The sequence below is a fragment of the Moraxella sp. I5G genome, from assembly GCF_055193055.1.
This window is the reverse complement of the sequence record NZ_JBUXLH010000005.1, coordinates 13,336-29,481: the sequence shown is the minus strand read 5'-3', so window position 1 is coordinate 29,481 and position 16,146 is coordinate 13,336. Positions and strand designations below refer to the sequence as shown.

Below are 16,146 nucleotides of genomic sequence, written 5' to 3'. Positions count from 1 at the left end.
TTTTTTGTCTATCAAACCAGAAAATAAAAAAATTGGATAAAATCTTTGACTTTATCCAATCATTCTTTTTTTGATTAATTTATTGATAAATAAATAAAATGCCTGCTTTAGATTCTACTTTACCTGGAGTGATGTCGCCCGTCTTGATAAGCTGAGCTCCGATTTCTAAAAAAATGGTCGTTCCCCAATAATACACTCTATCCGTCTTGGTAATGGTTAAATTGATAATTGGCAAAAAAAACTGTATTGATATTATTATCCGCATATTTTAAATGAAAATTCAATAATAATTTTTTTATTTAAATTAATTGCACATTTTATAATCAATTTATTTTTTATCAATAATTAAATACCACATATGACATTGTAAATACATGCAAAATAAATCAAGTATAATTGATTATTTATTAATCAAATAAAAAAACAGCAAAAAATTCATTGTTTTATAGGTAAAAAACCAATAAAAAACGCTGATTGGCTCTATTTAGCAATCAGCGAATAGGATATGACAATTCAACTGTCTGAATGATATTATAAAATATCAAGATATTTAAATTAGTTACACTACAAAATCTTTACCCAAATAAACCTTTTGCACCAGTTCATTGGATAAAATTTCATCTGGCGAACCTTGAGCGATAATATTACCCTCAGAAACAATATACGCCTTTTGACAAATGGATAATGTCTCACGAACATTATGGTCAGTAATCAGCACCCCAATACCGCGAGATTGTAAATTTGTGATAACATCTTTGATATCGCCCACTGAAATCGGGTCCACGCCTGCAAAAGGTTCATCCAATAAGATAAATTTTGGATTAGAGGCCAGTGCTCGGGCAATCTCACAGCGACGACGCTCTCCGCCAGATACGCTCATTCCTAAAGACTTTCGCACATGCTCTAAATGAAATTCTCCCATTAACTTTTCAAGCTCTTGGTTTTGCTGCTGTTTATTTAAGTCTTTACGAGTCTGCAAAACCGCCAAAATATTTTGCTCAATAGTCAGTTTACGAAAAACAGAGGCTTCTTGGGGCAAATAACCAATGCCAAAAGACGCTCTTTGATGCATGGATTTTTTGGATAAATCAACTTCACCAAAAAAAACTTGCCCTTTATCCATTGGTACAAGTCCAATGACCATATAAAAGCTGGTGGTTTTTCCAGCTCCATTAGGACCTAAAATCCCAACTACTTGACCTTGTTCAATATCAAAAGATACATCTTTGACAACCCAGCGCTGACCATAACGCTTACCCAAATGACGCATGGATAACACAACAGACATCAGCGCACTCCGATGTGCCCATCGGCTGAACTTGGCGGGAAAATCAATTCAACACGACGTCCACTACCACCATTGGCTTCCACATCGCCTAATTTTAGACTGTAACGAATGGTGCTACCTGAAAAACTTGCACCTGCTTGAGTTAATTTAGCATTACCTGATAAAGTAACAATGCCAGTTACCGCATTATAGTCAATCTTATTCGCCTGCCCTTTTGCCAAGCCTTTTTCTTGAGTAACAATCTGCTGCATGGTGGCAGGTCTACCAGTGGCAACGGCTGATTTAATACTGCGTTTATTATCCAAATTTAATGTGATATTATCAGCAGCAATTTTTAATGTACCTTGCTCAATAGTAACATTACCTGAATATGTTGTAACGCCTGTACGTTCAACATAAGTTGCCTTATCTGCAAGTAATTTGATTGGTTGCTTTGAATCTGACGGTAAAGCCTTAGCCATTATTGGTGTAATTGCTATCATTAAGGCAAAACTAAGCGTCTTTGGTGAAAAAAAATTCATAAAAAAATCCATAATAATCAATTGAATAGAATCAAAAGCAAATTGATAAAAATCAACTAAAATAAAGGGTTATCTTTTGTTTGAGGTGGGTTAAAAACGGTCTGAATCTTATTAAATTCATACTCCCCTCTTGCTAAGTCCGCAGTAAATCCCTCCGCAGCAAACGAATCATCGCCTTGGGTAACAGTGATTGGATTTTGGCTTTGCACCCTACGCGTTTTGGTGTTACCAATTAAATTTTCACCAATAATGACCATATCAGGTTTATCATTGGTGCTTTTTCGAGTGAGCTGAAAATTTTCAGTCAAACTCACATCGCCTGTATCTTGCTCAAAAATTGCTCTTTTTGCGGTTAAATGAAACGACTCACCTTCAGGAGGTTGCCAGTCCATTACAATCCCAAGCATCTCATCAATGCCTTTTGCATTTTTTACCAAAGAATCAGCCGTCAATGTGTACTCGGTTTTACCCGTTTCTGGACTGGTTTGCACTGCTTTTATATCCGTTACTTCATAAGTTGCTTCTGGAGCTTTTGGAACAGCAGGTTTAACTTTGACGTCCTCTTTATAAAAAAACCACGCCGCAACCATTAATGCCATTACACCCAAGACGCTTAAAATTTTTGCATTCATATTTGACTACTTAAAATGAGCAATAAAGTCATCGTAATGTCCTTGGGCTTTTAAAATAAAATCGCACACTTCACGCACCGCCCCATTACCACCCGTTTTTTGAGTAACAAAATCAGCAGCATTTTTGACTTCATTTACAGCATTGGCAGGAGCTACTCCAAATCCTGCATGTATCAGTGCTTTTAAATCAGGCAAATCATCGCCAATATAGGCACATTGGGTCATATCCAAACCCAAACGCTCTGCCAAGGTTTTTAGTTGTGTATATTTATCATCACGTCCTTGAATCACATAATCCACTCCAAGCTCTTTTGCTCGTCTATCCACCATGGGTGAATTTCTACCCGTAATAATTGCCAGTGATATGCCATATTTTTTTAAAGAGACCAATCCAAAACCATCCTGTACAAAAAAGGCTTTGGTTTCCACTTCGTAGGAGTTATATATAATTTTGCCATCAGACAAAACTCCATCAACATCCATTGCAAATAATTTAATTTTTTGAGCTTTACTGACTATTTCTTTATCAATATTTTCATTATGAGTGATGTTTTGCATTATTTAAAACCTTTTTAACTAACCCCTGCTTGAATGATATCATGAATTCCAATAACCCCTTGTAACTGACCATTTTCAAGCACTAAAAGCTGTCCAATGCTTTTTTGATTCATTAAAGTCAAAGCATCAGAAGCCCGAGTCTGAGCGGTGGTAAATTTTGGATTTTTGGTCATTAAATCGCCAATATTTGCTGATAACTCTACTTTTTGAGCAAGTTTTCGTCGCAAGTCGCCATCTGTAAAAATGCCTACGACATTTTGCTTGTCATCCACCACAACCGCCAACCCTAAACGACCGCTGGTCATGGTGAATAACGCATCATGCAAACTGCAATGTTCATTGACTACAGGTAAATCTTGTGTGTGCATGATATCTTGAACACGAGTTAAAAGTCGTCGACCCAAAGCTCCTGCTGGATGTGATAAGGCAAAATCAGCGCTGGTAAAATTACGAGTATGTAATAGTGCCACCGCTAAAGCATCGCCCAAAGCTAATGTTGCCGTTGTGCTTGAAGTTGGCGCTAGCCCAAGTGGACAGGCTTCTTCGGATTTTCCAAGCGTCAAAGCGATATCCGCAGATTTTGGTAAAAACCCGCGTTTATCACGGCTAATGCTAATCAAGGGAATATTAAGCTGCTTGACAACAGGAATTAGTGTGCGAATTTCATCAGATTCGCCAGAATTTGAAATAGCAATCAAAACATCGCCCGCTACCAGCATCCCTAAATCGCCATGCCCTGCCTCACCTGGATGCATAAAAAAAGCAGGCGTACCTGTAGATGCAAATGTTGCTGCAATTTTACGACCGATATGCCCTGATTTTCCCATACCAGTTACCACAACACGTCTTTGACACGCTAAAATAATTTGGCAAGCTTTAGCAAAATCTTCATTTAGCTCTGCCTTTAAAAGTTCTAAAGCCTCTTGTTCTGTAGTGATAGCAGTTTTGGCAATTTCAATAAAGTCAATGGGTTTATTATTCATTTTTAGTTATTTATCAAAAATTTTGTTCTATAATATCATATTTCCTATAATTTGTTGTCATTTGCACCAACAAATCTTCACTAACCAACAAAACAAAAAACCCATCAAAAACTTGATGGGCGTATAAAATGGGTGATTAAATTAGTTAGAATCTTTGTCATCGCCGCCAAATTTGTTGTCAAAATCTTTAACATCAAAGGCGCTATGGTCAAAGCCTTTAGAATCAAAACTGCGATTTTCAAATTTTTCAAAATTTTTACCATCAAAACCACGCTCTTCATAGCTTGCGCGGTCAAAACCGCCAGAACGATGGTCAAAACCTGAATTGATGCCGCCTTGGGTATAACTGCGGTCAAAGCCGCCCTGTCTTTCAAAACCAGTATTGGGCGTGCGAGTAAACCCACCAATTTGACGAGTGCCATTAAAGCCACTACGATCAAAACTGCCTTGAGTACCTAGACCGCTAGGATAACTTGGGCTGCTGGCTTGATAGCTTGAACTGGTCATCACACCTTGACCTGCTGGGTATGGTGTACTTGGCGTAGTTCCGTCTGTGCGTGGATTTCTAGTTGGCACAACGGTTGAAATTGCGTGCTTATAAACCATTTGGCTAACAGTATTTTTTAGCAAAACAACATATTGGTCAAATGATTCAATTTGACCCTGTAATTTAATGCCATTAACTAAAAAAATAGACACAGGAATGCGATCCTTACGCAAAGCATTTAAAAATGGGTCTTGTAAACTTTGCCCTTTTGACATCAGTATTCTCCCAGTTGATTATAAAAATAAATTAGAACAACCCAAACAATACAAACTTGGTGACTTTTAGCGACAAGGGGATAATAGGTAGTTTTCTACTTCTTTTATGTTATTAAATCTCACCATCACAGGCGACTTTTGTAAAAATAATTCCTGATGGGTATTTGTTATTGTTGGTATATGGGCAACTGTGTTAAGCTTAAAAAGTTGTCTTTGCCAAGTTGCTTGGCGTTTGGCCAGTTGCCTTGTAGCATATAATGCCTTATTTTTCATCTCTTGGCAAGCCAAATCATCGGTTTTTTGTTGGTGTTTTATCGGTTTTTTGGCATTATTGGTTAAGTTATGATATTTTTTTTTAATATTATCACTAAAATCTAACCAAACATCGGTTTGTTGCATCACAAAATGATTGGATAACGCCAAAAATTCCAAAACCTGACGATAACCCACACACCGCATCGATGGCATTTGTGGCGTTAAATCTGGATATTTAATCAGTAAATTTACAACTTCATCGACCAATCCCGCCTGCCACATCAACTCCAATCTCATTGCAATACGCTCATGCAACCAAGCCCTATCAGGTTCAACTGATAATCCTAACCAAAATTGCGTTTTGTTGGTAGACAGTGCCTGTTTTGGTGTTTTTTGCCAAAAACTCATATTCTTGCCAGTCTGAATCAGCACCTCAACAGCCCGAGTAATTCTTTGAGTATCCGTTATTTTTAGTTTTTGACAAATATCTGGATCATATTTTTGTAAATAAGTATACAAATCAGCAATACCTTTTGCCTCTTGCCACTCAAAAACCTGTTTACGAATGTTAGGGCAGCTATCAGGAACAGCAGACAACCCATCAAATAATGCCATAAAATACAACATGGTTCCGCCCACCAATAGAGGAATTTTTCCATTTTGATGTATTTTATCAATCAGTATTTTGACATCTTGAACAAAATTTGCCACACTATAATTTTGTGTTGGATTGATGATATTTACTAAATGATGTGGGTAACATTCTAATTCATAATGGCTTGGCTTGGCTGTACCAATATTCATATCTTGATATATCAAAGCGCTATCGACAGAAATCAGTTCAAAACGCCCTGTTTGATAAAGCTGACACGCCAAATCAGTTTTACCACTGGCTGTTGGCGACAAAAGACACAGCACCGTATTGTCAGGTAAATATTGATAAAACCTCATACATTTAAATCCAAACCAGATTCAGCCAAACCATCTAACTGCAGTACTCTGGTGCCATCTGGTAAGCAGCTGATGGTAATTATCAAGTTAGGTTTTGGTAAACGATTTTTAGCTCGACTTGCCCATTCAATAATCATTAAGGAATTAGGTTCGTTTAGATAATCAAAAAAACCAATAAAATCAAGTTCTTCTGGGTCTTCTAAACGATACAAATCCGCATGATACACAGGTTTTTGAGCAATCAAATAAGGCTCAACCAATGTGTAAGTTGGGCTTTTTACCGCACCTTCATGCCCCAAACTTTGCAAAAAATATCGCGTCAATGTAGTTTTGCCTGCCCCTAAATCGCCCACCAACCAAATGCTACCAGTTAAATTTAAATTAGCTAATTGTTTGGCAAAATTGGCGGTGTCTTGCTCATTTTTTAGTATAATATTCATAATGCTGTGATGTTGATAATACGTTGATAATACAATGCTTATCGCTGTTTATAAGAACTTTAAACGATCTGACAATTGGGAATAGGGTTAATAAATTTTTCACCTTTTTTTAATTTTTCTATCATGTGTGAATCGCCCCATTCTGTCATTATTTGCTCACTGAACACACAATTATTTAAAGACAGCTCACCCATTTTTGGATTGATGACATCATCATAAAAACATTGCGCATAACCTGTTGCTGTTTCATGAACAATCACTGAATACACAAAAATATCTTGTTCACCATTTTGAGTTTGGGTGTTTTTAAGAATTTTATCCACCCAATAAAAAATAACTCGAGAAAATTGTTCAGCTGACGGAGAGACTGGCAAACTTATCCAACGCGCTGAAAATTGTTTGCAAAAATTAATATAATCTGAATTATCCTTATCCCAAAAGGTGATGGCATGGTCAAAACTGTCAATAAAATCTTTGATATGGCTTTTTAATAAACCAAAATCATAAACCATTTGCCCATCATCCAAAGCATCTGCTTGCAAAATCAGTTCAACTTGGTAACTGTGACCATGAATTGAGCGACTGCAACGGTCTGATGTGCAGTTACGAACAATGTGGGCATTTTCAAATTTAAAAAGTTTACGAATACGCATAATGTTAAGAGTTAATATAAAGGTTCAGTTTATCACATTGTTTGATAAAATTAAAATTATCTAAAAACATGGGTTTATTTGCACCATAGGCAAAATGTGTTAAAATCAACTGTGACCTCATCAAAATTTTATAAAATTTTGCTTCCAAAAGTGCTATTATACTCAAGATTTATCCAAAACTAGGTATCTTATGTCAAAATTTATCTCCGAAACCGTAACGTATGTACACCATTGGACAGATCGTCTATTTACCATCAAAACCACTCGCAACGATGCTTTGCGTTTTCGCAATGGCGAATTTGCTATGATTGGCTTGATGGTTGATGGTAAGCCTTTGGTACGTGCTTATTCCATTGCCAGCCCCAATTACGCTGAAGAACTAGAATTTTATTCAATTAAAGTACAAGATGGTCCTTTAACCAGTCGTCTTCAACACATTCAAGTAGGTGATGAACTTCTAGTCAGTAAAAAACCAACAGGAACGTTGGTGCTTGATGATTTGTTGCCTGGAAAAAATCTATATATGTTAGCAACAGGAACAGGGCTTGCGCCATTTTTATCTCTAACTCGCGACCCTGAAGTGTACGAACGTTTTGATAAAGTTATTTTAGTGCATGGTGTGCGCCATGTTGAAGATTTAGCCTATCGAAAAATGTTTGAAGAAGACCTGCCTAATGATGAGATTTTTGGTGATTGGGTACGCGAAAAATTTATTTATTACCCAACCGTTACCCGAGATGAATTCAAAAATCAAGGACGGGTTACTGATTTGTTAAAATCTGGAAAATTATTTCAAGATATTGGCATGCCACCTATCAATAAAGATGATGACCGCGTGATGATTTGTGGCAGTATGGCGATGAACGCCGATACATGTGCAATTTTAGATGAGTTTGGTTTAACCATTTCGCCACGTATGGGTGAACCTGCTGATTATGTTGTTGAACGAGCTTTTGTTGGCTAATTTGCCGAATTATCATTTTCTAGACAAGCCTTTGTAAATAAAAAAAGCATCATCAATTAGTGATGCTTTTTTTATTGGTCTAGGGCAAAAAAGCTGATATTACATGATTAATATAACGAAAACCCAATTTTGTAGGCGCTAAAACATTGGGATTAAAAACCATAAACCCTTGATGTTGCAGTGGCAAAAGTTCGCTATCGATGGTGCTTACCAAAAGCCCTGTTCTTTCTTCAAATGTTTGCACATCCACTCCATCGCGCAGTCGCAGTGCATTCATCATAAACTCAAATGGCAACTGCTCTTCAGGCACGCGCTCAAAGTTAACCATTTTTGGCACGCTGTCATAGTTAAGATAATCTTTGGGCAGGCGTGATTTATAAAAACGGTACACACCGTCTTGAAAATCAGGGTGCTGATAAAGGGTTATTTTGCCATGAGCGCCCGCACCAATCGCCAAATAATCACCAAATTGCCAATAATTTAAATTATGCTGACACGGATTGTCGTCCTTACCCACCCAAGCTGATACCTCATAGTTTACAAAACCTGCCTGCAACAGACAGGCTCGACCCAAATCTTCTATCAATCCCATCATTTCATCATTGGGTAAAGATGGCGGAACACGATAAAAGGCAGTATTTGGTTCAATAGTCAATTGATACCAAGAGATGTGTGTTGCCCCTGCTGATATTGCAGTTTTTATGTCATCAATAGCCAGCTGAGAAGTTTGATTTGGCAATCCATGCATCAAATCAACATTCAAACGCTTAAACCCTGCTTGCTTAGCGCTTTGGATAGCACGGATGGCGTCATCTTTATTATGAATACGACCAAGTATTGACAAAGTTTTATCGTCAAAACTTTGCACACCAATTGACAAACGATTGATGCCAAGTTGTAAATAATCAGAAAATGGCGCGTGCTCTATCGTTGCTGGGTTGACTTCTAAGGTAATCTCAATATCATCTTCAAAATCAAATAGCTGCTTTAATCCCAAAAACAATCTTTGGTATTCACGAATCGGTAATAATGATGGGGTTCCGCCACCAATAAAAATTGAGTGAATTTTACGATTTTGAACAAATGCAAGCTGGGATTTAGCATCTGCTAATAGTGCATCAACATAATCTGTAAATAATGTTTGGGCTAAAGTCTCATCTTTATTGATGGTATGCGAATTAAAATCACAATAAGGACATTTTTTAACACACCAAGGAATATGGATATATAAAGATAAAGGTATTTTTTTAGAGTCTAAAGTTAATAAATGCGCATTAGCCATAAAATATATCCACTTGATGATTGATAGCCACTTATATTCTAACCGTCTGTTTTATCCATTGTCTGTAGATCAAATTGAATTAATTTAAATTTTAAACCCAAATGTTTTTCTAAAACTGGCAAATTAAACGCATCACTCTCACTGACAAAACTAATTGCCACGCCTGTTTGTCCTGCGCGCCCTGTGCGTCCAATTCGGTGAACGTAATCATCTGGCATATCAGGTAAGGTATAGTTAAATACATGAGAAACATCATCCACATGAATCCCGCGTCCCGCCACGTCAGTTGCAACCAAAATTTTGACATCGCCCTGTTTAAACCGTTGCAAATAACGCTCACGTTTTTGCTGAGCAACATCACCTGATAACATCGTTACTTCAAAAGAACGTCTTAAATTATCATAAAGACGCTTTACTTGGTCTTTTCTATTGGCAAAAATAATTGCTTTAGTTACATTATTTTGCTGCAAAAAGTGTTTTAACGCTGTTGTTTTTTCCTTTTCACTCAATAAATAAAATTCTTGTTGAATGTCTTTATTGGTTTTATTTTGTGGAGCAATTTCAACAAACGCAGGATTAAATAGCCAACGGTATGCTAAATTCATCACATCCGCGTTAAATGTTGCCGAAAACAACAAACTTTGACGGTGGGTATTTGGAGGCGTTTTGGCAATGATTTGTTTAACATCGGGAATAAAACCCATATCGAGCATTCGGTCGGCTTCATCAAGCACCAACACTTCCACACGGTCTAAAAACAATTTTCCACGCTTGACCCAATCTAAAATTCGTCCCGGTGTACCAATTAAAATATCTAAAGGGCGTCTATTGATAGTGCTTTCTTGTTTTTCAAAATCAACACCGCCAGTCATGCAAAGTGATGACAATGAACTAAATTTAATTAATTCTCGACAATCAGCATAAATTTGTTGAGCAAGTTCACGAGTTGGCGCTAAAATTAAGGCTCTGGGTTCTCCCAAATAATGAATCTCATCTTTTTTAAATGGGTTATTTAACAGCGACTCAATAACGGTAATTAAGAAAGTTGCTGTTTTACCCGTTCCTGTTTGCGCCTGACCAATGGCATCTTGACCAGCTAAAGTATGAGGTAAGATTTTAGCCTGAATGGGAGTAAGCATGTCAAATTTTAACGCTGTCAATGCTTTTTGGGTACAGTCGCTTAATTGAAAATCAGAAAACTGCTCAAAAGGTGCTTGAGATTCTTTACAGTGGGTCAATTTTTTATCCTTAATTTGGCAAATTGCTTAAAATACAAAATCAGTTTTCCAAATTATCTAAACACGAAAGAAAAGAGGCTTCAGTTGCTTGTGAAACAAACGTTTTTTTGGTGGCCTCATCATCATAAACCGGATTTTTGTAAACAATATCCAAGCCTTTTTTCCAAGCTGAATCAACAAACTCAACTGTTTGATGATGGTTTTTACCAAAGTTTTTTTGTACTTTTTTAAATTCAGTGGCTAAAATTTTTTGAGTTTTTTCTTTACTTGTACCTGCTTGACGTTCTTTAGCAGCAATAAATACACCATGACTTACCATCATGCAAATACCAGCATTCACCTCATCAATGACTTGCTGCTCAATATTTTGAACGGTTTGGGCATGCAATGTGTGTTGACTTGTGCCAGCAAGAAGCACAAAAACGGATAGGTAGCGTAATATTTTCACAAAAAATCCTAATCAAACATAAGATATAAAAGGGAACTATTGTACCATATTTTTATCTTAACGATAAAATAGTAAATTATTTAAACACTCTTAAAAAATATCCAAAAATTTGTTACAATAAGCAAATATTTTGATTAGATTTATACACACTAGCGCCCATTGATAGTAATTTTACATAACAGCTTATGACACCAACTAAAAGAATCTTATTGATTAATGGTCCTAATCTGCATTTATTAGGCAAACGTGAACCTGATATATATGGCAAGACTACGTTATTTGACATCCAAAAACGCTTGGCTGATACATTAATTTCCCACCAAATTAGTTTACAGTGCCTACAATCAAATCATGAGGGTGTATTGGTAGATAAAATTGCTGAATTGGGACTTTTGGCAGATGATGGTGGTTTTGATGGCGTCATCATCAATCCAGGTGCCTTTACTCATACATCCGTTGCGATTCGCGATGCACTCATGGCGGCTAACAAACCTTTTGTGGAAGTCCACCTATCCAACATTCATGCTCGTGAACCTTTTCGTCATCATTCCTATTTTTCGGATAAAGCCCTTGGAGTCATTTGTGGGCTTGGTGATATTGGGTATGATATGGCATTGGTTTTTTTATGTAAACACTTATATGGTATCAGCTTATGATAACTGCCTACACTGATGGCGCCTGTAAAGGCAATGGTAAAGATGACGGTGGTCGGGGTGGTTTTGGAGCATATATTGAATTTTCTGATGGCACAACCTTAAGTGTTTGGGGTGGAGAAGACAATACCACCAATAATCGCATGGAACTTTTAGGCGCCATTACTGCTTTAGAGAAAACCCCAAACGACGTGCCACTGACTTTATACACCGATTCTAGTTATGTACAAAAAGGCATTACCGAATGGATTAGTGGCTGGAAGCAAAGGCGCTGGAAGCAAGTCAAAAATGTCGATTTATGGCAAAAACTTGATTCTCTTAGCCAAAACCGCACAATCAATTGGCAATGGATAAAAGGCCATGCAGGTCATCATGGCAACGAGCAAGCCGATGCATTAGCAAATTTAGGCGTTACCCAGCCAGCTGGCGAAAAATACACCCACCCCACCTCATTAAAACTTCCAACTCATCCGCCCATGACTGACACTCCCATTGCTACAGATGACACTGTAAAACAAGCAGCAGCAACACCAAAAATCCATCGACGTTACGACCATCAAAACCCAGATTATAATGGTGACACCAGTCAAGCCAACGATAGTTTTTGGACGGTAATACCCAACCCAACCAATCGCGGAAAGCCTGAACGTCAGTTAATTATGGATACTGAAACCACAGGTTTTGAGGATAAAAAAGGCGACCGCATTGTAGAAATTGGCATGATTGAAATGATAGGACGCAAGTTTACTGGTCAGCAAGTGCATATTTATCTCAACCCTGATATGCAAATGAGTGAAGAAGTCATGAAAGTTCATGGTATTAGTAATGAATTTTTACAGGATAAGCCCAGATTTTCTGATATTGCCGCATGGCTTTATGAGTACGTTCAAGGCGCAGAACTCATCGCTCATAATGCAAAATTTGATATGCGTTTTTTGCAAATGGAGTTTGAAAAAGCAGGCTTTGCCGATTTTGAACACACGGTCAGCTCAATTGATACTTTGGAAATTGCTAGGTCACTATATGGCGCACAAAAAAATAGTTTGGATGCTTTAGTGCGTCGATTAGATGTTGGCAAACGTGACCGTACTTTCCACGGGGCTTTGCTAGACTCTGAAATTTTAGCTGAAGTCTATTTGAAAATGACGTCAGGGCAAATTGCACTGGCAGTGGATGATGATAACGAAATTACTGACATTCAACAAGGTGATGGTATCTTTGATTTAAGTTCTTTAGCTACTTATCTTAATAAATCCATCAGCGATTTTCAGGCAGATGATGATTGGCGAAAAGCTGTATTTCAAAAAACATAGACGGTTAAAGAGCGAGATTCATGGGCGGTTACTTTGATAGGATAAAAATAATACATTAGCAGAAATTTGGTGTTACAATAACGCAGTTACCTAATTACTACAAATGTAAAAAATAAAATAGACAATGTGGACATTGATTAATACTTATAAATGTTGTTGATTGTTTTGGTGGTTTGTCCACAAAAAATAATCTAGTTTAATCAAACAAAACTGATGCCACTTAGAAAAAAATAATTGACAAAGAGACGATGATGACACAAATAACCAGTTCTACCAATTTTGATTTACCTGCGTTACATGTTTTGCAAAATGAAATTGATGCAATTTTAAAAGACGCCGAAATTCATTTGCGTGATTTTTATGATGATAATAATCAAGCACATCTACTTATGGATTCTGCTCAAGCTTTTTTGCAACTTGCCAAAGTGTTTGATTTAATCTATTTTGATGGGGCTGCTCTTTTGGCTAATTATCTTGCCAAAACTTATACAAAACTCAATCAAAGCAGTGTCAATGGTGAAGAAGTTGACGAAGCATTAATGATTGATGTCTCAGAAGCCATTATGCTGCTTGACCGTTATGTGGAGTTTGTTTTATTAAAAGAAACACTAGAACCTGCATTGTTATTGCCAATTATTAATAAACTTAGAGAACATTTAGGGCAACCCACAATTGATTTACAAAGTTTGCAGCAAAATTCTCGCTGTGTTGTCATCCATCAGCCCCAAGATAATTTTATTTCTTTAGACAGCTTAGATTTGGATAAAAAAACGCTCATAGATACTTATCGTTTAGGCTTATGTACATTGCTTGCTCATCAAAATACTGCGTTAAATGACAAAGCTCGTGAAAAAATACAAGGCATGGCTGATGTTTGTCAAACAATTGCCAAAAAAACTGATGTGCTTTTTTGGCAGGCAGCAGCGGTTTTTACCAAAAACATCACTCAAGAGATGCCCTTAAATCACGTCAAACAACGTATCTTAATTTATATTGAACAACAATTATGCAGTTATCTGCCTACTGAAGACCGTCGTTTTGCCAAAATGGTGAGTTTTGCTCGCCACAAAGATAGTGATTTTGATGCCTTAAGTCGTGAAAAATATGCAATCAACCAATTAGACCAGGCACGTTTTGCTCAGATGCACGGTTTTTTGTTTGGTCCTGACCACCAAATTACCACCACGCTCAATTCATTAATTCAGGAAGATTTAGAATCAATTAAACAGCAAATTGACAGTTATGTTCGTGCTGAAGGCCGGGATATGGCTGATGACTTAAGTACTCCTAACATTGCTCAAAATATAGTTAAACTTTCTAAGGCGTTGAGTTTACTCAAAATGCCTGAAGCTAGTAATGCGTTAATTGATACTGCAAAGCAGGTCAACAACTGGCAAAGTCCAAATCTGGAGGAACTGGATGCCTCCCTAGATAAATTAATGATTGCTGAAAATGCCGCAATTTACATGGCAAAATCACACACGCCAGGTGCTTTGCGTTTGCCAATTCACAATCATCGTATTTCCCTACACCAACTTGATGCTGCCTATGAAGCACTGGTTCGAGAAGCTAAAATTAATTTAAGTAGTATTGCTACTGAATTGAACAACTACCTTGCCAGCAGTGAACCCAATAGCAATCTTTTAAAAGATACACCTGAGATGATAAGGCAAATTTCAGGAGCAATGGCATTCTTACGCTTACCTATTATTTCCAAGCAACTAAAACGGCTGGCGGATAAATTAGAATTTGATTTATTGGAAAAATTGAATGATTTGGAAAAACCTCAAATCATCAAAATTGCTGAATCTTGGGCGGATATTTTGGTTGCTACTGATATACAATTGGAAAATTTTACTAACAATCACCCAATCAGCAAACAAGCCATTATTGCTGGCGAACGCGGAATCAGCCACCTATTGACTGTTTAAAATTGTACAATTTACAACTAAATAATCAAATAGGTGGGTTATTTTCCACCTATTTTTTTACGGAGAATGTATGCATACCATATCAGTTAATGAACTCATTAGTTTTTGCGACAACATATTACAACCTCAAGAATTTCATGATTATTGTCCAAACGGATTGCAAGTGGATGCTGATACGCCAATCAGTAAAATCATTACAGGCGTTACAGCAAATCAGGCATTGATTGATCAAGCCATTGCAAAAAAAGCTCAAGCGATTTTAGTTCATCACGGTTATTTTTGGAAAGGAGAGGCAGCTACTTTAACAGGTATAAAAGGTAAACGAATTCGTAGTTTACTGCAAAATAACATTTCATTAATTGCCTATCATTTACCTTTGGATGCCCATCCCCAAATTGGTAATAATGCTGTACTTGCTAAAGAATTGGATTTAGTCATAGATGGCGGTTTATTTGCGCACGAGAAATTTCCCGTTGGCAATATCGCCCATCATCAACCCATCACGGCTAAAGATTTTGCTCAAAAAATTACTCAGGTTCTAGGGCGCATACCACTACATCTATCACAAAACCCCAATCGCACTATTTGCAAGATTGGTATTTGCACAGGTGGCGCTCAAGACTATATTGAACAAGCGTATTTGATGGGCTGTGATGCTTATATTTCAGGCGAAGTATCCGAACGTACCACACATTTTGCTCGGGAAATGGGAATTGATTATTTTGCTTGCGGTCATCACGCCACAGAGCGAGGTGGCATTCGCGAATTGGGGCTCATGATTGCTCAGAAATTAGGTATCAAAAACGAATTTATTGACATTTACAATCCTGTATAAAACTTAAATTTTACCTCAAAATCAGAACAGGGAAGTTTTGATTTAACAAAATCACAGAAACCCTCGCTAATTAGTTAGATTTTTCCAAATTTTCAATTCAACTCATTGATTTTTATATAAAAATATAAAATGACTGTATCGTCTATATTTAATACTTGATTTTTAAAAAAATTTATGAAACTAATTTTTAGTTTGGTAATGCAATTTTACCAAATGTGAAAAATTGCTATTTTTTACCGTTTATCGTCAAAAATATACCGTTTATTTTTAAGTGTACAAAGTTATCATTGCAGAATAGAGGCAAATTACGCATATTAGGCGGATTAGAGGAAAACTACTTTTAGTTTAATTTTTAATCATTTTTGCGAAGAAACTGCCAAATTCACCCAATCATTGTCAAGGGCATGGCTAGTCTTTAAATGAATATTAATATGCAAAA

At 36.9% G+C, this 16,146-nt stretch carries 18 protein-coding genes; 5 read left to right on the top strand and 13 right to left on the bottom strand.

From position 1 onward, the window contains the following. Positions 1–79: 79 nt before the first annotated feature. From ACZBKJ_RS03945 to ACZBKJ_RS03900, 10 genes are all read right to left on the bottom strand, one after another. Positions 80–235, bottom strand: a complete 156-nt coding sequence (locus ACZBKJ_RS03945; RefSeq protein WP_463199625.1) for a hypothetical protein — start codon at positions 233–235, stop codon at positions 80–82. 324 nt (positions 236–559) lie between these two features. Next, positions 560–1,288, bottom strand: coding sequence for an LPS export ABC transporter ATP-binding protein (gene lptB / locus ACZBKJ_RS03940; RefSeq protein WP_463199624.1), 729 nt, complete (start codon positions 1,286–1,288; stop codon positions 560–562). Then, positions 1,288–1,809 carry a lipopolysaccharide transport periplasmic protein LptA gene (gene lptA, locus ACZBKJ_RS03935; RefSeq protein WP_463199623.1) on the bottom strand — a complete coding sequence of 174 codons (522 nt, stop codon included), beginning with the start codon at positions 1,807–1,809 and terminating at the stop codon, positions 1,288–1,290. The genes lptB and lptA overlap by 1 nt, the downstream gene beginning before the upstream one ends. A gap of 56 nt (positions 1,810–1,865) precedes the next feature. Then, positions 1,866–2,441, bottom strand: coding sequence for an LPS export ABC transporter periplasmic protein LptC (gene lptC / locus ACZBKJ_RS03930; RefSeq protein WP_463199622.1), 576 nt, complete (start codon positions 2,439–2,441; stop codon positions 1,866–1,868). Positions 2,442–2,447: 6 nt separating this feature from the next. Further along, on the bottom strand, positions 2,448–2,999 hold the full coding sequence (locus tag ACZBKJ_RS03925; RefSeq protein ID WP_463199621.1) for a KdsC family phosphatase: 552 nt from the start codon (positions 2,997–2,999) through the stop codon (positions 2,448–2,450). A 14-nt stretch (positions 3,000–3,013) separates the two neighbouring features. Beyond that, on the bottom strand, positions 3,014–3,982 hold the full coding sequence (locus tag ACZBKJ_RS03920; RefSeq protein WP_463199620.1) for a KpsF/GutQ family sugar-phosphate isomerase: 969 nt from the start codon (positions 3,980–3,982) through the stop codon (positions 3,014–3,016). Positions 3,983–4,123: 141 nt separating this feature from the next. After that, a complete protein-coding gene (gene hfq / locus ACZBKJ_RS03915) occupies positions 4,124–4,744 on the bottom strand; it encodes an RNA chaperone Hfq (RefSeq protein WP_463199619.1) in 621 nt (206 codons plus the stop codon). Positions 4,745–4,810: 66 nt separating this feature from the next. Then, positions 4,811–5,950: a tRNA (adenosine(37)-N6)-dimethylallyltransferase MiaA gene (gene miaA, locus ACZBKJ_RS03910; RefSeq protein ID WP_463199618.1), complete on the bottom strand. Its 1,140-nt coding sequence runs from the start codon at positions 5,948–5,950 to the stop codon at positions 4,811–4,813. Then, positions 5,947–6,390, bottom strand: coding sequence for a tRNA (adenosine(37)-N6)-threonylcarbamoyltransferase complex ATPase subunit type 1 TsaE (tsaE, locus tag ACZBKJ_RS03905; RefSeq protein ID WP_463199617.1), 444 nt, complete (start codon positions 6,388–6,390; stop codon positions 5,947–5,949). The genes miaA and tsaE overlap by 4 nt, the downstream gene beginning before the upstream one ends. A gap of 59 nt (positions 6,391–6,449) precedes the next feature. Then, positions 6,450–7,043 carry a 6-pyruvoyl trahydropterin synthase family protein gene (locus ACZBKJ_RS03900; protein WP_463199616.1) on the bottom strand — a complete coding sequence of 198 codons (594 nt, stop codon included), beginning with the start codon at positions 7,041–7,043 and terminating at the stop codon, positions 6,450–6,452. 190 nt (positions 7,044–7,233) lie between these two features. Between ACZBKJ_RS03900 and ACZBKJ_RS03895 the strand changes: the two genes are divergently transcribed. Continuing rightward, positions 7,234–8,007: a ferredoxin--NADP reductase gene (locus tag ACZBKJ_RS03895; RefSeq protein WP_463199615.1), complete on the top strand. Its 774-nt coding sequence runs from the start codon at positions 7,234–7,236 to the stop codon at positions 8,005–8,007. A gap of 79 nt (positions 8,008–8,086) precedes the next feature. Here the strand turns inward: ACZBKJ_RS03895 and hemW are convergent, their stop codons facing one another. From hemW to ACZBKJ_RS03880, 3 genes are all read right to left on the bottom strand, one after another. Beyond that, on the bottom strand, positions 8,087–9,289 hold the full coding sequence (hemW, locus tag ACZBKJ_RS03890) for a radical SAM family heme chaperone HemW (protein WP_463199614.1): 1,203 nt from the start codon (positions 9,287–9,289) through the stop codon (positions 8,087–8,089). A gap of 38 nt (positions 9,290–9,327) precedes the next feature. Next, the gene (locus ACZBKJ_RS03885; protein ID WP_463199714.1) at positions 9,328–10,449 is read right to left on the bottom strand and encodes a DEAD/DEAH box helicase; all 1,122 of its coding nucleotides are present in this window, start codon (positions 10,447–10,449) and stop codon (positions 9,328–9,330) included. A 118-nt stretch (positions 10,450–10,567) separates the two neighbouring features. Beyond that, positions 10,568–10,975, bottom strand: coding sequence for a hypothetical protein (locus tag ACZBKJ_RS03880; RefSeq protein ID WP_463199613.1), 408 nt, complete (start codon positions 10,973–10,975; stop codon positions 10,568–10,570). A gap of 185 nt (positions 10,976–11,160) precedes the next feature. Between ACZBKJ_RS03880 and aroQ the strand changes: the two genes are divergently transcribed. The 4 genes from aroQ (at position 11,161) to ACZBKJ_RS03860 (ending at position 15,707) form a co-directional block, all read left to right on the top strand. After that, positions 11,161–11,631: a type II 3-dehydroquinate dehydratase gene (gene aroQ, locus ACZBKJ_RS03875; protein WP_463199612.1), complete on the top strand. Its 471-nt coding sequence runs from the start codon at positions 11,161–11,163 to the stop codon at positions 11,629–11,631. Further along, the gene (dnaQ, locus tag ACZBKJ_RS03870) at positions 11,628–12,941 is read left to right on the top strand and encodes a DNA polymerase III subunit epsilon (RefSeq protein WP_463199611.1); all 1,314 of its coding nucleotides are present in this window, start codon (positions 11,628–11,630) and stop codon (positions 12,939–12,941) included. Before aroQ ends, dnaQ begins: the two co-directional genes overlap by 4 nt. Before the next feature lie 248 nt (positions 12,942–13,189). Then, positions 13,190–14,872: a hypothetical protein gene (locus ACZBKJ_RS03865; protein ID WP_463199610.1), complete on the top strand. Its 1,683-nt coding sequence runs from the start codon at positions 13,190–13,192 to the stop codon at positions 14,870–14,872. 70 nt (positions 14,873–14,942) lie between these two features. Further along, positions 14,943–15,707 carry a Nif3-like dinuclear metal center hexameric protein gene (locus ACZBKJ_RS03860; RefSeq protein WP_463199609.1) on the top strand — a complete coding sequence of 255 codons (765 nt, stop codon included), beginning with the start codon at positions 14,943–14,945 and terminating at the stop codon, positions 15,705–15,707. Positions 15,708–16,146: the final 439 nt, after the last annotated feature.